18 protein-coding genes are annotated in these 20,544 nt (G+C 56.2%); 16 read left to right on the top strand and 2 right to left on the bottom strand.

Annotated features, from left to right (window positions below):
* Window positions 1-3: 3 nt before the first annotated feature.
* Both ACRBB0_RS23325 and ACRBB0_RS23320 read left to right on the top strand, forming a co-directional pair.
* Window positions 4-1,014, top strand: coding sequence for an Ldh family oxidoreductase (locus ACRBB0_RS23325; protein ID WP_431376878.1), 1,011 nt, complete (start codon window positions 4-6; stop codon window positions 1,012-1,014).
* A gap of 94 nt (window positions 1,015-1,108) precedes the next feature.
* Window positions 1,109-2,944, top strand: a complete 1,836-nt coding sequence (locus ACRBB0_RS23320; RefSeq protein ID WP_431376877.1) for a BCCT family transporter — start codon at window positions 1,109-1,111, stop codon at window positions 2,942-2,944.
* Between the two features lie 122 nt (window positions 2,945-3,066).
* Here ACRBB0_RS23320 and ACRBB0_RS23315 read toward each other — a convergent pair whose 3' ends face one another.
* Window positions 3,067-3,498 (bottom strand): MarR family winged helix-turn-helix transcriptional regulator, encoded by a 432-nt coding sequence (locus ACRBB0_RS23315; protein WP_431376876.1) that lies wholly within the window; start codon window positions 3,496-3,498, stop codon window positions 3,067-3,069.
* Window positions 3,499-3,653: 155 nt separating this feature from the next.
* Here ACRBB0_RS23315 and ACRBB0_RS23310 point away from each other — a divergent pair, with 155 nt between their 5' ends.
* Window positions 3,654-5,552 carry an FAD-dependent monooxygenase gene (locus ACRBB0_RS23310; protein WP_431376875.1) on the top strand — a complete coding sequence of 633 codons (1,899 nt, stop codon included), beginning with the start codon at window positions 3,654-3,656 and terminating at the stop codon, window positions 5,550-5,552.
* A gap of 239 nt (window positions 5,553-5,791) precedes the next feature.
* Here the strand turns inward: ACRBB0_RS23310 and ACRBB0_RS23305 are convergent, their stop codons facing one another.
* Entirely contained in the window at window positions 5,792-6,430 is a 639-nt protein-coding gene (locus ACRBB0_RS23305; RefSeq protein WP_431376874.1) for a GntR family transcriptional regulator, read from the bottom strand.
* Between the two features lie 198 nt (window positions 6,431-6,628).
* Here ACRBB0_RS23305 and ACRBB0_RS23300 point away from each other — a divergent pair, with 198 nt between their 5' ends.
* The 13 genes from ACRBB0_RS23300 to hpaH all read left to right on the top strand — a co-directional run bounded on the left by ACRBB0_RS23300 (window position 6,629) and on the right by hpaH (window position 20,535).
* Entirely contained in the window at window positions 6,629-8,098 is a 1,470-nt protein-coding gene (locus tag ACRBB0_RS23300) for an FAD-binding oxidoreductase (RefSeq protein WP_431376873.1), read from the top strand.
* 46 nt (window positions 8,099-8,144) lie between these two features.
* Window positions 8,145-9,101 (top strand): MBL fold metallo-hydrolase, encoded by a 957-nt coding sequence (locus ACRBB0_RS23295; RefSeq protein WP_431376872.1) that lies wholly within the window; start codon window positions 8,145-8,147, stop codon window positions 9,099-9,101.
* A 73-nt stretch (window positions 9,102-9,174) separates the two neighbouring features.
* Window positions 9,175-10,122, top strand: a complete 948-nt coding sequence (locus ACRBB0_RS23290) for a tripartite tricarboxylate transporter substrate binding protein (RefSeq protein WP_431376871.1) — start codon at window positions 9,175-9,177, stop codon at window positions 10,120-10,122.
* Window positions 10,123-10,179: 57 nt separating this feature from the next.
* Window positions 10,180-10,605 carry a tripartite tricarboxylate transporter TctB family protein gene (locus ACRBB0_RS23285; protein WP_431376870.1) on the top strand — a complete coding sequence of 142 codons (426 nt, stop codon included), beginning with the start codon at window positions 10,180-10,182 and terminating at the stop codon, window positions 10,603-10,605.
* A gap of 11 nt (window positions 10,606-10,616) precedes the next feature.
* On the top strand, window positions 10,617-12,116 hold the full coding sequence (locus ACRBB0_RS23280) for a tripartite tricarboxylate transporter permease (protein WP_431376869.1): 1,500 nt from the start codon (window positions 10,617-10,619) through the stop codon (window positions 12,114-12,116).
* Entirely contained in the window at window positions 12,113-13,675 is a 1,563-nt protein-coding gene (locus tag ACRBB0_RS23275; RefSeq protein WP_431376868.1) for a sulfatase family protein, read from the top strand. Before ACRBB0_RS23280 ends, ACRBB0_RS23275 begins: the two co-directional genes overlap by 4 nt.
* Window positions 13,676-13,714: 39 nt before the next feature.
* Window positions 13,715-14,533: a universal stress protein gene (locus tag ACRBB0_RS23270; RefSeq protein ID WP_431376867.1), complete on the top strand. Its 819-nt coding sequence runs from the start codon at window positions 13,715-13,717 to the stop codon at window positions 14,531-14,533.
* Window positions 14,534-14,710: 177 nt separating this feature from the next.
* Entirely contained in the window at window positions 14,711-14,965 is a 255-nt protein-coding gene (locus ACRBB0_RS23265) for a hypothetical protein (protein ID WP_431376866.1), read from the top strand.
* On the top strand, window positions 14,962-16,470 hold the full coding sequence (hpaE, locus tag ACRBB0_RS23260; protein WP_431376865.1) for a 5-carboxymethyl-2-hydroxymuconate semialdehyde dehydrogenase: 1,509 nt from the start codon (window positions 14,962-14,964) through the stop codon (window positions 16,468-16,470). Before ACRBB0_RS23265 ends, hpaE begins: the two co-directional genes overlap by 4 nt.
* Before the next feature lie 13 nt (window positions 16,471-16,483).
* Window positions 16,484-17,335 carry a 3,4-dihydroxyphenylacetate 2,3-dioxygenase gene (gene hpaD, locus ACRBB0_RS23255; protein WP_431376864.1) on the top strand — a complete coding sequence of 284 codons (852 nt, stop codon included), beginning with the start codon at window positions 16,484-16,486 and terminating at the stop codon, window positions 17,333-17,335.
* A gap of 60 nt (window positions 17,336-17,395) precedes the next feature.
* Window positions 17,396-18,868, top strand: a complete 1,473-nt coding sequence (locus ACRBB0_RS23250) for an NAD-dependent succinate-semialdehyde dehydrogenase (RefSeq protein ID WP_431376863.1) — start codon at window positions 17,396-17,398, stop codon at window positions 18,866-18,868.
* On the top strand, window positions 18,869-19,726 hold the full coding sequence (locus ACRBB0_RS23245; RefSeq protein WP_431376862.1) for a fumarylacetoacetate hydrolase family protein: 858 nt from the start codon (window positions 18,869-18,871) through the stop codon (window positions 19,724-19,726). It begins immediately after the preceding gene.
* A gap of 8 nt (window positions 19,727-19,734) precedes the next feature.
* Window positions 19,735-20,535, top strand: a complete 801-nt coding sequence (hpaH, locus tag ACRBB0_RS23240; protein ID WP_431376964.1) for a 2-oxo-hept-4-ene-1,7-dioate hydratase — start codon at window positions 19,735-19,737, stop codon at window positions 20,533-20,535.
* The last annotated feature ends 9 nt before the right edge of the window (window positions 20,536-20,544 follow it).

Genomic DNA, 20,544 nt, shown 5'->3' with positions numbered 1-20,544 from the left:
ACCATGATTGACACCCGAACCCTGAGCCTTGCCGAGATCGAGGACCTGTCGTTTAACGCATTGGTTGCTGCGGGAACCTCTGAGGAAAATGCCCGACCTCTGGCAAGAGCCACGGCCGCAACCGAAGCGGACGGCGTTGCCAGCCACGGTTTGGCCTACATCCCGATCTATGCCGAGCATGTCCAATGCGGCAAAGTTGACGGACAGGCCGTGCCACAACTCGACATGCCACGCCCCGGTGTGATCACAGTTGATGCCGCGACGGGTTTTGCGCATTCCGCAATCGACAAAGGTTTTGAAAAGTTGATCCCCCTTGCCAAACAACAGGGGGTCGCAGCCCTGTCGATCCGAAATTCCTACAATTGCGGTGTGCTCGGCTATCATACCTACCGATTGGCCCAAGAAGGATTGCTTGGCATCGGTTTTACCAACGCCCCGGCTTCTATTGCGCCATCAGGCGGACACAAGCCGGTTGTCGGCACCAATCCCTTTTCGATTGCTGCGCCGGGGTCTGACGGACAACCGGCAATTTTGATTGACCAAAGCGCCAGCACCATTGCCAAGAGTGAGGTGATGAAACATGCGCGCGAAGGCAAACCTATTCCTGTTGGCTGGGCTTTGGACGCTGACGGCAATCCGACAACCGATCCCAATGTCGGCCTCAAAGGGTCGATGGCCCCGTCTGGAGGCTACAAAGGCGTCGGCATTGCATTGCTGGTTGAGATGATGGCCGCGGCAATGACGGGGGCCACGTTGGGTATCAATGCCTCCCCCTTTTCGGGCACCGTTGGTGGGCCGCCTAAAACCGGGCAGTTCTTTTTGGCGATTGATCCTGCTGCGACTGCGGGTGACCTGTTTGCAGATCGCATCCGCGACTTGACCGCCGCGATCCACGATCAAAACGGGGCGCATCTTCCGGGTGATGGCCGGTCTTCCAAACGCGCGATTGCACAGACGCAGGGCGTTGCTGTGAACACGGCAACTCTGACCAAAATCGAGTCGCTTCTCGATTAACGAAACACCTGTCGGGGAGGCAGGTGAGTTGGTTGGGGGCCATGTGCCCCTATCCAAATGCTCAAAAGAGCCAACAGTGGAAGGGAGAGTACCAATGACAATTAAACCTCCATTTACGGAGCTAGACATCAAGAAGGCAGAGGGGGGATTCTATGAAGGATACAGTCTGCCAATTGCCCTCATTAGTAAGATTACAATGGCTCTGCTCGTCATTTGGGCGTTGGTTTGGCCCGCAAACGCAAATAGCGCATTGGGGAGCTTAAACTGGAAAATCTTAGGGGATTTCAACGCGTTTTACATTGTCATTGTCGGCGCATTCGCGTTCTTTTTGTTTGTGGTCGCAGCCCTGCCGCAAACCGGGAAACGGGTCATGGGCCGCGAGGGCGAAGCGCCTGAGTTTTCAAACTTTTCGTGGTTCTCGATGATGTTTGGTGCCGGTTTGGGCGTTGGCTTGATGGTCTTTGCGACGGCGGAACCCATGGGCCTTTGGGGGTCGAACCCGGTTGTTGTTGCTGGCGAAGTTGCTGGAAACTCAGAAGCGGCGCTGCAATCGGGCTATCGCTACACCTTCTTGCACTATGGCATTCACGCTTGGGCCATCTACGTGGTGACAGGTCTATCGTTGGCATACTACGCCTATACGCGCGACATGCCGCTTACGATCCGATCGGCCTTAACGCCACTGTTTGGCAAATATGTAAACGGCCTGTTTGGTCATATCGTTGATGTTCTGGGCGTGGTTGCCACCATTTTGGGGGTCTCCGTCACCATCGGTTTTGGCGTCAGTCAGTTTATCGACGGGCTTTATGCGATTTCCGGAATGGAATGGATGATGGACATGACCGGTGATGCTCCGACCCCTGGCACAGTCGGTTTGATCGCGGGATTGGCGGTTATCATGACACTCTCAATCATTTCGGCGGTGTCGGGCGTTGGACGCGGGGTGAAATACCTGTCGAACCTGAACCTTGTTCTCTCGGTTATCTTGTTGCTGACCTTTGTGATTTTCGGATCATTCATGTTTGCCATGACCACCTATGCGACGGCCTTGGTCGACTATATACTGCATTTCGTTTCGCTGAGCTTTGGGCCCTATAGCCCGCAATCAGCAGACGCCTTTGCCAGCGCGTTACCAGAAGTCGCCAAGCCGCTCGCCGGAGATTTGATGGCCGGGGCAACCAATGCATGGGGTTCCTTTGATGGTTTCAAATCGGGCTTAGAAGGGGCTGCTTCAGAGTTGCCCGAGGAAACGCTCGCTGCGGTTTATGAGGCTGGCAATGCCGGGCGTCAGTTCGGTTGGCAAGCCGGTTGGACCACCTTTTATTGGGCTTGGTGGATTGCCTTCTCGCCCTTTGTTGGATTGTTCCTTGCCCGCATCTCCAAGGGCCGATCTGTACGGGAGTTTATCATTGGCTGCGTGTTTGCCCCGACCTTGGTCTGCTTTGCCTGGATGACCATTCTGGGTGGCACTGCCATTGATTTGGAACTGACAGGGGGCGCAGATGGCGCGATCATCGGAGCATCAAACACTGCTAAACTGTTTGTAACCTTGGGCGAAATGCTGTCGGGCGGGTTCTTGTCAGCCATCACCGTGATGTGTGTTGTGCTAATCCTTACCTTCTTGGTCACATCAGCGGACTCGGGCATTTTGGTGATGAACACCATCATGTCCGGCGGCGAGCAAGAGACCGGTGTCAAACATCGCATCGTTTGGGGTGTCATCTTGACCTTGGTCATCGGCACATTGCTGATTGCCGGGAAAACGAACGGTGGCTCGGACCCGATGGAAGCGCTCAAAAGTGCGATGATTATCGGTGCCTTGCCCTTCACGATGGTGATGGGGTTGATGTGTGTGTCCTTGGCCAAAGCGCTGTTTCGGGACGGGCTGCGTGACAAGCATCACGCCACTGTTTCAGCTCCGGCCGAGTGAATTGAACATGCGGGTGGGCCCCAATAGGTGGCCCGCCTGATCCCGACGATTTTGAACAGGCCATGATTTTGAACAGGCCATGACAATGGGCTAGATCCGGTTGGTTTCCCTCAAGGCGCGGTTTATCCGCCTTTTGCGTTCGAAATCGCCTTGAATGCCAGACTTAGGAACATGCCCCGTTCTTCTGGGCTTAGTCCCGGCAAGATATCCTCTTGAAGTGCTGTGACAATTGGCAGGACGTCGTCCAAAATACGTTGTCCGCTTTTGGTCAATTTTACTTCACGGGCCCTTCTGTCGCGCTTGGAAACGGTCCGCTCAACGGTGCCTTTTTGAACAAGCCGATCTATCACGCCCCCGATTGTCGCCCGGTCATAGGCGATATTGGCAGCAACGCCGGCTTGATCAATTCCAGGATTGGCTGAGATCGTATCCATCGCCGCAAATTGGACCGGCGTTATGTCAAACCCCGCTGCTTGCGTCTGCCTGGCGAACTCATGCGCTGAAATCTGGTTTAATCGCCGGATCAAATGTCCCGGCATCAATTGGGCTTTCAAACGGCTTCCTCGCTGACGTTACTGGGAATGGCACCTTCTCTGGAACATTAGATCAGAATAAATAGAATGTATACTTATTTTATTTGACAAGATAGTAAGTATGGATACTATTAAGCCCAGCGCACCCCTATTGCCCAATCACATGAGGATCTGAGATGCAGTTTTACAAAGATGGATTTCGTGGGGGAAACCCCGACATCAAGACTGCCGCGCCGAACCGGCGTGACCGGCAAGACAACGCGCCCTTACCGGAAAAAGTGGATGTTTTGATCGTTGGAACTGGGCCTGCCGGGCTTTGCCTTGCAGCACAGCTGGCGCAATTTCCCGACATCAGCACAATGATCGTCGAGGCCAGCCCGTCCAATATCGTGAAGGGCAAAGCCGATGGCCTCAATACGCGCACGATGGAAATGCTGCAGGCCTTTGGGATTGCAGACACGGTCAAACGTGAGACCTATTGGGTGAACCAAACCAGCTTTTGGATGCCGGATGCGGATCAACCGGACACCATCAAACGCATCGGGCGGGTTCAGGATGTGACCGATGACAGTTCTGAAATGCCGCATACGTTGATCAATCAAGCGCGATTGCACCAACTCTTTCTGGATGTCATGGACAACGCCCCGGCGCGTCTGGTCCCGGATTACAATCTGGCCCTGAAAGACCTCTCTATTGACACATCAACCGAGGATCACCCGGTGACCGTGACACTTGAAGACACCGGAGTGAACTGGGGGGAAACCACCACAATACGGGCCAATTACGTGGTCGGGTGCGACGGGGCACGCTCTAAAACCCGCAAAGCCATTGGTGGCAAACTCATGGGGGATGCCGCGCACCAAGCCTGGGGCGTGATGGACATTCTGGCCAATACTGACTTCCCTGACATCCGACAAAAATGTCTGATCACATCGGCCAATCATGGCAATGTGCTGATCTTGCCACGCGAAGGCGGCTACCTTTTTCGGATGTATGTTGAGCTTGATAAGCTGGGGGATGATGAACGAGTCAGTGAACGGGGCTTTTCACAGGATGACATGATCGCGACGGCAAAACGGATCATGAATCCCTATACGATCGACGTGAAAGAAGTCGTCTGGTGGTCGATCTACGAAATCGGACATCGTATGACAGACCGGTTCGACGATGTCGATAAGGGACTAGATCGCGATCCCCGTGTGTTCACCGCTGGCGACGCCTGCCACACCCACAGCCCCAAAGCCGGGCAAGGTATGAATGTATCGATGCAAGATACGTTTAACCTTGGTTGGAAACTGGCGCATGTGTTGCAGGGCCGCGCCAAAGCCAGTCTTTTGCGCAGTTATTCAGCCGAACGCTGGGCAGAAGCCAAGCGCCTTGTCGATACCGACCATGAATGGGCCCGCATTATGTCGGCCCCTCCGGGAACGTCCGATCTCGACAATGGCGATGAGCCGCGATTCATGCGGGCCTTTAAGGAAAACCTTGAATTCACTGGTGGTCTGGCGGTTCAATACGACGAAAGCGCGCTCATCGGACCACCCACACATCAAGCCCTTGCGACAGGCGAAGAAATCGGCCGCCGCTTTCATTCCGCCCCTGTTGTGCGGGCTGCGGATGCCATGCAAATGCAGTTGGGCCATGCGGCTGAAGCGGATGGACGCTGGCGGCTCTATGCCTTTGCGGGCAAAGACGACACGGCCTTGCGCAATCTGGCGAATTGGCTGGAAAAGGACCCCAATTCGCCGGTGGTCAAACACACTGGTTCAGACGAAGACATCGATGCCGTGATTGACCTGCGCGCCGTGTTCCAAAAGACATTTGATCAACTGGACTACGAAAACATGCCGCCGCTTTTGAAACCCCAAACCGGCAAGCTCGGGCTGATTGATTTCGAGAAAGTCTTCTGTCTCGATCATAAGGGGGCCGGCGATATCTATGATATGCGGGGAATAGACCGGGAAGCTGGCTGTCTGATCGTCGTGCGCCCCGACCAGTACATTGCCCATGTCCTGCCTCTGGATCACTATGATGATCTCGCGACCTTCTTTGCGGGAATTCTCTTGCCAGTATGACAAAGACACCTTGCGTCATGGGCGTCACGACACTGTCTGCGCCTGTGGCAACATCGCCAGTGCCCCACCGGAATGCCCCACCGGGACGAAGGTGGCTTATTGTTGCGCGAAAACGACCGTGCTCAAGCACCTGTGCAACTTGCGACCCCAGAGACCTCGCAGATCAGGCTGTCCGTTTCGGCGACAAAGGATCACATCACCTCTCCGGGAGGCATAGACAGGTTTGGGCGCGGTGCAAATCAGCTCGCGCTCTCCGTCTCCAATTTGGCTCGAAACGCCTCGGCAAGGTGCCCGACATGTGTTGTCAACAAATCCACCGCTCTATCGGTATTTTGTTCCTGGCAAGCCGCAAGCAGCGCCATATGTTCAGCCATTGAGCGCTCAGCACCCTCCAACATGATCGTGAAGAGATGCGTACGAAGCGCTTTCAGCGGGCCGATCGTATGCGAATAGGATCGAATAATTGAGCGATTTTCACAGGAGGCGACAATTGCTTTGTGGAACTCTTGATCACCCGCTGTATAGCCATGCGCGTCGTCCGTTTCCAAAGCCCTTTGCATTTCAGCGATGGCCCGCTCCAACGTGCTCAAAAGCACGGTGTGATTGCCAATGATGGCCTTGCGCAATGCCGCCACTTCGAGGACCGCGCGATGTTCGCACAGCTCGTCCACAACACGCAGATCCGGTGTGAACACAAAGGTTCCGCGCTTGGGCGAAACATGCACAAGCCCTTCGGATTGTAGGGCCGCCAATGCATCTCTAACCGGTGATCGGCTGACCTGCAACGAATCGGCCAATCGTTGTTCCGACAGTTTAGACCCCAGCGGCAACTCGCCTGAGACGATGGCATTTCGAATGCGTGTTGCCGTCGTTTCCATCAACGATTCCGGTGAGTTAATTGGCTGCACGGCAAAATTCCCCCTGTTCATAGCATGTTATATTCGATGCATAACGAGCCGTCAAACTACCATGTTACATGTCACTTGACAGATTAAACTGACATGTAGCATGGTAGTTTTCATTGCGATGGACCAGTGCAGATACCCACTGTGTCCTCGAAAATGGGAGGGGAAAATTTGACCGTACAGACGTCCATGGATCAGTTCACGGCGATAACAGACGCGTTGCGCGTCATCGTGGGCCCCTCTCATGTTCTTTGCGATGCTGCCGATCTCGCCAGCTACGCGACGGATTGGACCGGCCAATTTAAGAACGAGGCCGATGCCATCGCCGTTGTTCGTCCTGAAACAACCGAGCAGGTCGCCGAAATCGTGAAGCTATGTGCCGCCAACGCCATCACTGTGGTGCCCCAAGGCGGTCGCACAGGATTGTGCGGCGGTGGTGTACCGGTCGCGGGACAACCATCCCTCATTCTATCCCTGACCCGAATGAATGCAGTGCGCGCCATTGATCCCGCCGGGCGTACGGTCGTTGCCGAAGCCGGGGTTGTGCTTGAGCCCCTTCAGGAAGCAGCACTGAGCAACGGGCTGATCTTTCCGCTGATGTTTGGGGCAAAAGGCAGCTGCACAATCGGCGGCAACCTGGCCACCAACGCTGGGGGATCGAATGTCGTGCGCTATGGCAACACGCGTGAACTCTGTCTCGGAATTGAGGCGGTGATGCCCGACGGCACCGTGGTCAATGCGCTGACAGGCCTGCGCAAAGACAACACGGGCTATGACCTCAAGGATTTGCTGATTGGGGCCGAGGGCACGCTAGGGATTATCACAGCAGCCGTCTTCAAGCTCTTCCCCAAACCCACAAGTCGCGCAACGGCCTTTTTGTCCGTCGCCTCACTGGACGGTGCCATTGATGTACTCAACCGCTTACAAGATTACACCGGCAGCGCGGTCGAAGCTTTTGAATTCATGCCTCGGGCGGCAGTAGACACGATTTGCACGGCCTTCCCCGATATTCGCCGCCCACTTGAGACCCCAGCAGAGATCGGCATTCTGATGGAAGTCGCCTCGTCCCGGCCCCATGATGCCGAAGAAATGGACGACGGAAGCATCCGGCTTGAGACCCAAGTCATGGAGCTTCTGGGGGCCTTGATGGAAGACGGTTTGGTTCTGGACGCAATGATCGCTCAGTCCGAACAACAACGTGCCGATCTGTGGCGCATGCGTGAATCGACCCTTGAAGCCATCACAGAAACGGGCCCGGCATACCATCTCGATATTTCGTTACCCTTGGCCAATATCGGCCCCTTTGTTGCCGAAATGGACGCTGCAGCATTGGATGCGGGGTTTCAGCCTGTGACGGTTGGGCATCTGGGCGACGGCAATTTGCATTATGCGCTGATGGCTGGCGCGGTGCATGAGTGGGACAGCTTGCCGCTGGACGCCACCAAGAACGTCGCCTTTGCACTTCTGACCCGTCTAAACGGCTCTTTTAGTGCCGAACACGGGATCGGTCAGAGCAAACTACCGGTGATGACCCAATTGAAAGAACCCACACAAGTCGCAGTTATGCGCGCCATTAAACATGCGCTTGACCCGCAGAACATGATCAATCCTGGCAAGCTTATTCCAGAGCTCAAAAACTAGGATAATGTCCGCTCATTTCTCATCGGGCACCAAAGGGAGAACGACCATGAAGCTGATGACAATTCTGAAAGCAGGCATCGCCGCAGCCGCACTAGGCACCGCAGCGCCAGCATATGCACAAGACCTTTTTGATGGCTGCCCGTCGGGGTCGATCCTCCAACGCTTCATTGGCTTTGGCAAAACGGGCAAGATGCCGCCGGATCTCGGCAAATGGCTCAACACCCCACCTGCACAATTCATTGAGCCCTGGAGCCCCTTTGATAACGTTGATTTTGTCGGCATTTGCTGGGTGTCGTCATGGTTGGTCCATACCGATGATGGTGTCGTGCTGATCGACACGCTTTATGGCCCGTTCACCAAATCCCTGGCCGAAAACATCAAAGCCGCCGGCGTTGATTATGCCGATATCAAATATGTGCTGATGACCCATGGTCACTTTGATCATGCGGGTGGAGCCAAGGCGATGAAAGAGCTTCTGCCCAACGCCACCTTTGTAATGACCCAAACCGGTTGGGACGAAGCAACAGCCTCTGCTGCGGCCTCAAGCGGGCGTCGCGCCTGGGAGATGATCGAGCCGGAAATGGTTGTTGCTGATGGCGACAGCATTGAGATTGGTGGGAACACCTTCAAGGTTTTTGAAACACCCGGCCACACATGGGGCACGGCGTCGTATTCCTTTGACGTCAAAGATGGAAACAACACACACCGTGCGATTGTGATCGGTGGGCTGGGCCTGAATGCCATTGAAGGCCCATCACAGGTCGAGGCCTATATCAATAGCGTCGATCAGGTCCGCGCGCTGATCGAAAGCCCCGAAGAGAAACTCGAGGTCAACTTGACCACGCACGGTTTCGCTGACAACCTCGACGAAAATCGACAGCTGTTGGCACAGCGGGCCGAAGGCGAGCCCAACCTGTTCGTCAACCCAGAGGGGCTGTTGAAACAGGTCGCTCGACTCCGCGCAGGTGCGGTGTCGCGACTGGAGATCGAACAGAACAAGTAACGCAAGAATGTGCTCGTCCGGTAAGGGACACAGAGACGGTCGAGCAACTGAAATACCTAAGGGAGGACTATTCATGAAACTCAAATCCAAAATTCTATCTCTCGGCGCCGCGGCGCTCATGGCTGTTGCTGCTCCGGCAGTTGCGGAAGACTGGGCACCCGATGGCCCACTGACCATCGAAATCGGTTTTGGTGCTGGTGGCTCCACTGACACAATGGGCCGAGTGCTGGCCAGCGTCATGGAAGAGAACACCGGCTGGAACATCGTTGTCGAAAACAAGCCAGGTGGCGGTGGCGTTGCCATGTTCACCGGCTTGTCACAGCGCCCGGCAAACGGCACAACGATCGGCATGGGCGTTAGCATCCCGGTGCTTGTCCAGCTTGTTCAGCGCGGCGACAGCTTGCCCTTTGACACCGAGAGCTTCGATTACCTCGGCACCATCGCCGTGGCCGAACTTGCTCTGGTTGCAAGCAAAGATGCGCCATTCGACGATCTGGAAGGCTTGGTGGCCTATTCCAAAGAGAACTCAGGCGCGACGGTTGCGACAATGGCCCCGCCCCAAGTTCTGATGATGAAACAGGCGACTGCTGCGACCGACGCGACATTTGATCTGGTTACCGCCGACGGTGGTGCAGAGGTCATGAAACTGATCCTTGGCGGTCAGGTTCTGGCGGGCTTTGGTTCGGGCGAGCACTTCCCATACCTCGAATCCGGCGACATGAAAGTTATTGCTGGTGCCAACCAGGCGCGCCTCAGCTATGCGCCAGACGTCAAGACCTTCACCGAATCCGGTGTTGCGGCCTATGTTGATCCAGTCTTCTTCCTTGCCATGCGCAAAGGCACCGATCCGGCTGCTCTCAAAGCGATTGCCGCCGCTATGGATGAGGCCATCGGATCGCCAGAAGTTGCCGAGATTGTCGCAAACGCAGTCAAAGGCGCGCCCCACAATATGGGCCCAGAAGGCACACATCAGATGATGGTCGACGGCCTGGCCAACGCCAAGGTTCTGTTCGCCAAATAATGTCACAGCCCCTCGCGCCTCAAGGCGCGGGGGGACCATTACGCTTGGGAGGGCATTATGGGAATTTCTGCGGATCGCATTTCGGGTGCGTTCTTTTTTCTGCTCGGGTTAGCGCTCTATTTCTTTGTGATCCCGACCTATGTGGAAACGGTTGAAGGCAGCAATCTCGCGCCGAAAACAGTCCCCAACTATATCTCAATTATTATTGCCATTTGCGGCGCATTTCTGGTTCTCAAACCCACCGAGCATCAGACCCAAAGCCTCCGCGCCTTTCTGGTGACCGGGGCCTATGCCGCCATTCTCGCCATCGGAATCTTTGCGATGTCGCTCTTTGGTTTCGAATATGTCGCCCCCGTGATGGCCTTCGTAATCATGTGGATGATCGGTGAGCGTCGCCCGCTTTGGTTTGGTGCCGGCACCATCCTGATGCCGCTCATTATTTGGTTCCTCGTAACCTATCCCCTTGGCCGCGCACTCCCCTAAAGGAAAAGACAATGGTTGACCTTTCGATCATCTTGGCAGGCTTCGGCGATGCCTTTTCGCTGACAAACCTGCTTTTTGTCCTGTTTGGGGTTGTCCTTGGACAGTTTGTTGGTGCCGTGCCCGGCATCGGACCAATCATGGCCATGGCCATCGCCATCCCCTTCACTTTCGCGCTTGATCCGCTTGTCGCGATTTCCTTTCTGGTTGGGGTCAACAAAGGCGGTTTGGTTGGCGGTGCGGTTCCCGCCGTTTTGATGAACACCCCCGGCACGCCGGACGCCGCCGCGACGGCTTTGGACGGCTATCCGTTGGCCAAGCAGGGTAAGCCGCTTAAGGCGACCAAAATGGCGCTGTTCTCGTCGATCACTGGCGACACCTTCAGCGACATCGTTCTCATAACCGTATCTGCCCCGCTGGCAGTTCTTGCGCTCAAGATGGGGCCAATTGAGATTGTCGCGCTGATGATCTTTGCCTTTTCCGTTCTTGCTGGCCTGATCGGCAATTCCCTGACCAAAGGCATCATCTCTGCCGCGCTGGGATTGCTTGTCGCCTCGATCGGCAGCGACCCTGAGAATTTCACCCCACGTCTGATCTTTGGCTATTGGGAGCTCTTTGACGGTCTCCCCCTGCCCTCTGTCGCCATCGGCATGCTGGCGATTTCTGAAATCTTGCGTCGGATGGCCGAGGCCCATGGCAACGTTCAATCAGCCATCAACCTCAATATGACCGATAACCCGGACGACCGCCGTGTCAGTTGGGCCGAGTATTGGTCCTGCCGCTACACCATGCTGCGCGGGGCTTCCATCGGCACAGTTTTGGGCGCATTGCCCGGAATTGGCTCAACCGCAGCGGCCTTTATGTCTTATGCGTTCACCAAGGCCTCGTCCAAAGATCCCGAGAGCTTTGGCAAAGGTAACATCCACGGCATTGCCGCAACCGAGTCTGCAAACTCGGCGGTTGTTGGCGCGAACCTGATCCCTCTCTTGACCCTAGGCATCCCCGGATCGGTTGGCGCGGCTCTTATCATCAGTGCTTTCATGATCCACGGCATGCAGCCCGGCCCACTGCTCTTTGAAACCCAAGGGCGTCTGGTCTATGGCTTGTTCGGTGCGATGATTATGGCCAACTTCGTCAACCTTTGGGTTGGTCAAATCGGTCTGCGTTTCTGGGTGCGGGTTGTCTCTGCGCCAGAATCCATCATTTTCGCCTCTGCGTTGCTGTTGTGTTTCGTCGGCGTTGCAATGGCAACAAACGGATTGTTCGGCGTCACCCTCATGCTGATCTTCGCAGTATTGGGATATGTGATGACAAGTTTCGGGTATTCCCTGGTTATCTTCATCATTGCCTTTTTCCTCGGACCACGGTTTGAAAAATCCATTGCCCAATCCTTGGCTCTGACCAAAGGGGACTTGTTGCAAGCCTATCAAAGCCCTGTCGCACTGGCGCTGATCGTACTGTCGGTCGTCTCGTTCTTTTGGTTCCTGAAGCGTGGGAGAACCGAAGAATCATGACCAAAAGCCCGAACTTTCTGTTCATTATGACCGACCAACACAGGTCGGACTGGCTAGGGTGTACCGGCCACCCGGTGGTAAAAACTCCGAATATTGATGCCTTGGCAGCGGCGGGAACCGTCTTTGACGATTTCCACGTCGCTTCGCCAATCTGCATGCCAAATCGGGCGTCTTTTATGACCGGGCGCATGCCCTCCCTGCACGGGCTGCGCCACAACGGCTGTACGCTGCCACTTCGGGCAAACACCTTTGTCGACGTCTTGGCCACCGCAGGATACCGCACGGCGACAATTGGCAAAAGTCATCTTCAACCGTTTTTTGACGGACGTCCGCCTCGTGCTCAGGATCTGGAGAACCGGCCAATCGCCGAAGCCTGGAAGCCTGAACACGGGTCCTTCGAAGAAGAACAACCAGAGCGGTTCGCCGGCCCCGAAGACTACGATGTAAAAGTGCCGTATTATGGGTATCAACATGTTGACCTCGCGACGGGTCACGGTGACCGATGTGGCGGGCATTACCAGCAATGGTTTCGAAGAACCTGCCCCGACTGGCAAGCGATGTCAGATCCCAAAAATGAACTTGAGCACAGTTACACCTGCCCCCAAGCCTACCGAACGCCGATCCCAGAAGAACTCTACCCCACACACTGGATCGCCGATCGCGCCATCGACTACCTTCATGCGCAGGCCGATCAACCAGACCCGTTTTTCACCTTTGTCTCGTTTCCCGATCCCCATCATCCATTTAATCCCCCCGGCAAATACTGGGACATGTATTCGCCAGACGATTTTGATCCCGACTTGCCCTTTGAGGCCCATCAAAATCCTTCGCCACCGATGCAATTCATCAATGACCGGTTCGAGAAAGGACTGGGGCCGGAAATCCCGCAAAGCGCATTTCGAGCGACACGCCAACACCTCCGTGAGGCGATGGCACTGACGGCGGGGATGATCACCATGATTGATGATCAGGTCGGCCGCATCGTGGCAGCGCTCAAGGAAACGGGCCATTACGACAACACGATCATTGTCTTCAACTCAGATCATGGCGACTATCTCGGCGACTTTGACATGTTGCTCAAGGGCGCGTTGCCGCTGCGCTCGGTCACGCAGGTGCCGCTGATCTGGTCGGACCCGAGCCATGAGACGGTCGCGCGCACCGCTGCATTGGCCTCAACACTCGATCTGTCCGCCAGCATTCTCGACCGTGCAGGATTGGCCCCCTATCACGGCATTCAGGGCAAGAGCTTCCTGCCCAGCCTGACCTCTGACACGCCGCACCGCGATGACCTGTTCATGGAATACAATGATGGTGGCTCGCGTCTTGGGTTCCAACCGCCCGCCCGTGTGCGATCTCTGCGCAACAAGGATTGGCGGTTCACCACCTATCTTGGGCAGGCGTGGGGCGAACTTTATGCGTTAGCCTCGGACCCTCGCGAAACCCGAAACCTGTGGGATGATCCCGCCTATGCCAGCGTCAAGGCCGAGCTGTCCTTGCGCATGATCGACCATCTCACAGCCCAGATGGATGAAAGCCCCCGCGCGGTCCGCCGTGCATAATACGCATCTTTTGTCCCCGCATATCGATTGGAGAACACCATGTCTGTCAAAAGTATCCTGAGCGCATATAGCGGCGACGCATCCAAGGGCAGCGGCCTGAAACACGCTCTGCTCCTTGCCAAGCATCACGACGCATGGATCACGGGCGTGTTGCGCCATGGCCAAAGCAAATTGGAGCGCACCCTACGGTCACAAGTGCCAGACAGCTATCTTGACGCCTTTTTTCAGGCTGAAAAGTCTCGCTTTGAGGATGTTGCGACGCGGTTTGCGAATATCACCGCCGAAAGTGGCTGGGCAGAGCGCTCCGACTTTGTTGACCTTGATGCGGTAAGTGGCATCGCCCTTTCCGATTTCGCGCGCCCCTTTGATCTGGTGGTGACCGGCGTCCATTCGCGTAAGGAAAACGACGAACATATGTCGGCCAATCCCGACCTGATTGCCCTGCGCAGCGGGCGCCCTGTGGTTGTTGTTCCAGATGCCTACGAAGCCGACGGTTTGGCCGAGCACGCGCTGGTCGCATGGGACGGGAAACGCGCTTCAGCTCGGGCGCTTGGCGATGCCATGCCCTACCTCGAAGAAAAGGCCCAAGTGACCATTCTCACCGTCGGCTCCAAAACCGTTCCCGGCACCGATTTCGTCATCCGTAACCTCGAACGCCACGGGATCGTTGCCAAACATATGGTGCGACCGCGCCAGAGTTCGATTGCCCATACGATCCTGGCGACCGCCCAAGAGCTTGATGCCAAACTTGTGGTCATGGGCGCCTTTGAACACAGTAAATTCAGCCATGACCTTTTTGGTGGGGTGACAACTGAGGTGATTCAGGATGCAACTGTCCCTGTCTTTTTATCCCATTGATGTGGATGTGCTAACCAGAGCCCTCGCCTGTCGTGCTGTGAGCAAGGTTTCAAACCTTAAAACACTGGTCCGGCAAAGTGGTCAGAGGGTACTTGGTTGTCATGTTAATTATTTTATTGACAGGTCCACCTCGCATAGCTAGAAAACCTACATACTTAACATGATAAGGAAAATGCGATGCCGCCCGTCAGCGCCAATTATGCCAACACCCTTTGCCAGGTCGTGGACATATCGGTTCTGCGCGACGAAAGTCGCATTTTGGCCTTGAAAATCAACGCGTTGCCGCTGCGCCTATGCGCGATCATCAGCACGCTTCTTGCCCCTATCATACCCCTAAATTCGATCACGCGCCGGCTTGTGATGCGTGTCATCGCCCCCGAATCTTCGCCCAAAACGGGCAAGACCCGCGACCATCTGGAGGATCCCTCATGAGCGCCTTAGAGCAAAACATCGAGAAGCTTTCGGGCTTCCTCGCACGGTTCAAAGAAACCGGCATCCGCAATCGCATTGGCGGCGAAGACCGCGACGGAGCGGGCGGCACCTTCGAGACGATTTCACCTGTCGACAAAAGCGTGACATGTGACGTCGCACGCGGCAATGAAACCGATGTCGACGCCGCCGCCAAAGCCGCATCAGACGCCTTTCCAGCCTGGCGCGACATGCCTGCCACCGAACGCCGACGCATTTTGCTGAACGTTGCAGATGCCATCGAAGCACGCGCCGAAGAAATCGCGCTTTGCGAATGCTGGGACACCGGCCAGACACTGCGCTTTATGTCAAAAGCTGCTCTGCGTGGGGCCGAAAACTTCCGCTTCTTTGCGGATCAAGCCACCTCGGCGCGTGACGGCAAGCATTTGCCCTCCCCCACCTTGATGAACGTCTCCACGCGCAAGCCAATTGGCCCCGTTGGTGTCATCACGCCGTGGAACACGCCCTTTATGCTCTCGACTTGGAAGATCGCTCCGGCGCTCGCTGCGGGCTGCACCGTGGTGCATAAACCGGCCGAAGACAGCCCGCTCAGCGCCCGCCTTTTGGTGGAAATCGCTGAGGACGCGGGCCTGCCACCCGGTGTGCTCAACACCGTCAACGGCTATGGGCATGACGCTGGCAAGCGGCTCACCGAGCATCCGGCGATCAAGGCCATTGCCTTTGTCGGAGAAAGCCGCACCGGGTCGATCATCACCAAACAAGGCGCAGACACGCTCAAGCGTATGCACTTGGAACTTGGAGGCAAAAACCCGGTCATCGTTTTTGATGACGCCGATCTGGACCGCGCGCTCGATGCGGTGATCTTTATGATCTTCTCGATCAACGGTGAGCGTTGCACCTCTTCGTCACGCCTGCTCATTCAGGACACGATCAAAGAAGAATTCGAAGCCAAGCTGGTGGAGCGGGTCAACAACATCAAGGTTGGTCATCCCCTGGATCCGGCGACCGAAATCGGCCCGCTTGTCACGGAAGAGCACTATAACAAGGTCACCTCCTATTTCGACAAAGCAACCGAAGACGGCGCGACGATTGCAGCCGGTGGCGTGAAACTTGGAGATGAGGGCTATTTCATCCGTCCGACCGTTTTCACCAACGCCACCAATCAGATGCGCATCGCGCGCGAAGAAATCTTTGGCCCTGTGCTGACTTCAATTCCATTCTCAACCGAAGAAGAAGCCCTCGAGATTGCCAATGACACCGACTATGGCCTGACCGGTTATGTCTGGACCAACGATCTGACCCGGGCTTTGCGTGTGTCGGACAAGGTTGAGGCTGGGATGGTCTGGGTCAATAGCGAAAACGTGCGCCATCTGCCGACACCTTTTGGCGGGGTCAAGGCGAGCGGTATCGGGCGCGACGGCGGCGACTGGAGCTTTGAATTCTACATGGAGCAAAAGCACATCGGTTTTGCGACCGGCCAGCACAAAATCATGCGCCTCGGCGCGTAAGGGAGGAAAGACAATGGGTGAAATAGTACTTGCGGCCAAAATGACCCACGTGCCGACTTTGTTGATGTCTGAGCAAGAGGGACCAGTCAAAGGCAAACGTCAGCCCGCCATTGACGGGCACCGTGAAATTGCGCGCCGGGCCAAGGAGCTTGGCGTCACCACCGTGATCATCTGTGACACGCATTGGGTGATCAACGCCGGTTTCCACATCAATGCAAATGCCAAGTTTGAAGGGATGTTCACCTCGAATGAATTCCCCCAGTTCATTCAAGATCTGCCCTATTCCTATGACGGCAACCCTGAGATGGGCGACGCGATTGCCAAAATCGCAACCGAAAAAGGGGCCTATACCCTGTGCCATCATCTCGACAGTCTTGAGCTTGAGTATGGGACATTGGTTCCGATGCGCTTTATGAGCCGCGAGCATGACATGAAAGTTGTGTCGGTCGCGGCATGGGCCACCGTTCATGATCATGACGAAAGCCGCATCATCGGCGAAGCGATCCGTGAAGCCGTGGAAGCGTCGGACGAAAAAGTTTTGCTGGTCGCCTCGGGATCACTGAGCCACAAGATCTGGGCCAACAAAGACTATGCCGCCAACAACGGCACCTTCACCATTTCCTCGGAATTCAACCGTCAGATGGATTTGCATGTGCTGGAGATGTGGAAGAACGGCGATCACACCACCTTCCTGAAAATGCTGGGCGAATATGCTGAGTTTTGCTGTGGTGAGGGGTCGATGCACGACACGGCGATGCTGTATGGCGCGCTTGGCTGGGACACATATGATGCGAAATGCGAAGTTGTAACCGAGTATTTCCCGTCCTCCGGTACCGGCCAGACCAACGTCATTTTCCCGGTTTAACAACCACGTCTGCCCTGTCCAACCGAGCGTTGGACAGGGCCCAAATTTTGCAGGATTCCCATGCTGTCTTTGAATGATCAAAGCCTGTTGCGTCAGGCCGCTCTTGTTGGCACCGATTGGGTCGATGCCACGCCAGACACCGGTATCGCCGTCACCAACCCCGCGACGGGTGACCTCATCGGCTATGTTCCCAAACTGGGGGCGGATGAGACGCGCCAAGCCATTGAAACGGCCGCCACAGCGCAGAAATCATGGGCCAAACGAACCGCAAAAGAGCGCAGTCAAATCCTACGCCGCTGGTTCGAATTGATGATGGAACATCAAGATGACCTGGGCGCGATCCTAACCGCAGAACAGGGCAAACCGCTGGCCGAGGCCAAGGGCGAAATCGCCTATGGGGCCTCCTTTATCGAATGGTTCGCCGAGGAAGCGCGCCGCGCATATGGCGATGTCACGCCGGGCCACGCCCCTGACAAGCGGATTATCACTGTTAAACAACCGATTGGGGTTGTGGCGGCAATCACGCCTTGGAATTTCCCCAACGCGATGATCACTCGCAAGGCAGGCCCGGCCTTTGCCGCGGGATGCGCCGTTGTGTTAAAACCCGCCAGCCAAACCCCCTTCTCGGCCATTGCTTTGGCGGTACTGGGAGAGCGTGCTGGCCTTCCTGCCGGATTGTTTTCGGTTTTGACCGGCTCCGCCAGCGCCATAGGGGGCGAGATGACCTCGTCGCCGATCGTACAAAAACTGACTTTTACCGGCTCGACCGAGATTGGCGCAAAGCTCTATGCACAATGCGCGCCAACGATCAAAAAGCTAGGGTTGGAATTGGGCGGCAACGCCCCTTTCATCGTGTTTGACGATGCCGATCTGGATGCAGCCGTTGAGGGTGCCGTGATCGCCAAGTTTCGCAACAACGGCCAGACCTGCGTCTGCGCCAACCGGATCTATGTGCAATCAGGCATCTATGACGCCTTTGCCAAGAAACTCGCCGAAAAACTGGCGGCCCTGCCGACTGGTAATGGCGTCGACGAGGGCGTGATCTTTGGTCCGCTTATTGATGCTGCCGCTGTCGCCAAAGTCGAAGAGCATATCAGTGATGCAACGGGCAAAGGGGCTTCGGTTCTGCAGGGTGGCAAGCGCCACGCTCTCGGAGGCACGTTTTTTGAGCCAACGATCCTGACGGATGTCACAGCCCAGATGGCGGTGGCAACCGAGGAAACCTTTGGGCCGGTCGCCCCGCTGTTTCGGTTTGAAACCGAAGCCGAAGTGATCGCCGCAGCGAATGACACAGAGTTCGGCCTCGCCTCATACTTCTATTCCCGTGACATGGCGCGCAGCTGGCGCGTCGGCGAAGCGTTGGACTATGGCATGGTCGGCATCAACACCGGATTAATCTCAACCGCCGAAGCCCCTTTTGGCGGTGTCAAAATGTCAGGGCTGGGCCGCGAAGGATCGCGGCACGGGCTCGATGACTTCATGGAACTCAAATACCTGTGCATGGGCGGGATCGACGCCGCCGAGGAGGCCTAAATGACGCGTATTGCAACCTATTCCGCCGATGGAACCACATTCTACGGTGCCGTCACCGATGATGGCATGATTGCCTTGAACGATGCCTTTCCGGCATGGCCGACGCTCTATGATGCTGTCGCTGCTGGCGGTTTGCCCGAGTTGAGCGCCGCTGCCGAAGGGCAATCGGTGACCCATACCGACTTTACCTATGAGATGGTCCTGCCGAATGCGCCGCGTATCTTGTGTGTCGGTGTGAACTTCCCCGACCGCAATGCCGAATACAAAGACGGCAGCGCACAGCCCAAATACATGTCGTTGTTCCCGCGCTTTGCCAGCGGCTTCACCGGGCATGGGCAAAATCTCGTGCGGCCCCCGGAAAACCACACGCTCGACTACGAAGGCGAGGTCGCCATTGTGATCGGCAAAGGCGGGCGCCGGATTTCCCAAGAAGACGCCTACGACCATATTGCCGCGCTGACCTTGTGCAACGAAGGCACCATCCGCGACTGGGTGCGCCACGCCAAATTTAACGTGACACAAGGCAAGAACTGGGACAGCTCTGGCGCGATCGGCCCATGGCTTGTTCCATTCACCGATGCCGCCCAGTTGGACGATGCAAGGATCATCACCCGTGTGAACGGCGAAGTCCGCCAAGACGACACGCTCAACCGGATGATGTTCCCAATCCGGCGCGAGATCGAATACATCTCGACCTTCATGACGCTCAAGCCCGGCGACATTATCGTGACAGGCACGCCCACCGGTGCCGGCGCACGCTTTGATCCGCCCCGTTACCTGAAACCCGGCGACGTCGTTGAGGTTGAGGTCGAGGGTATCGGTGTTCTGAGCAACGGCGTGGAAGACGAAGCGGTATGAGCACCACAATGCGCCCCGAAGATCATGCAAAGGCGGCCGCGGATCTGATCCGCGCCGAGCAGACCGGTGAACAGATCGGCCTGCTAACCTTGCGCCACCCCGAGATGACGATGGACGATGCCTATGAGGTTCAAAACGCCATCTATAGGACCAAGCTGGCGGACGGTCGGCGTGTGATTGGGTGGAAGATCGGGCTGACCTCCAAGGCCATGCAATATGCCTTGAATATCGACATCCCCGACAGCGGTATTTTGTTTGACGACATGGCGTTTGATCATGGCGCGACTGTCCCAGCGGGCCGGTATATCCAGCCCCGGATCGAAGCCGAAATCGCCTTTGTGATGAAAGACGCGCTGGGGGGCGAGAACGTGACCCGCGACGACGTGATTGCCGCAACCGACTACGTTGCTCCGTCGATTGAAATTCTCGACACACGTATTCAGCGCAGCGACCCACAGACCGGCAAAGCGCGGACTGTGCTCGACACCATCAGCGATAACGCGGCGAATGCTGGTATTGTGATGGGCGCTGAGCGTCACGCAATAGACGCTTTCGATTTGCGTTGGGTTGGCGCGATCACGACCCGCAACGGTGAGGTTGAGGAAACCGGTCTTGGCGCCGGTGTGCTCAATGATCCGGTTGAAAGTGTGGTTTGGCTGGCACGACGCATGGCGCAGTATGGCCAGAGCATTGAAGCCGGACAGACCATCCTATCGGGAAGCTTTATTCGCCCGGTTGAATGCCCGTCAGGGACAGAAATCTACGCCGATTTTGGGCAATTTGGCTCGGTCGAAGTCAACTTCGCTTAAAGGAACACA

It is taken from the genome of Pelagimonas sp. (assembly GCF_050633425.1).
In the GTDB taxonomy this organism is placed as follows: Bacteria; Pseudomonadota; Alphaproteobacteria; order Rhodobacterales; family Rhodobacteraceae; genus Pelagimonas.
Note: the sequence above shows the minus strand (reverse complement) of the source record. Positions and strands in the feature narration are given on the sequence as shown.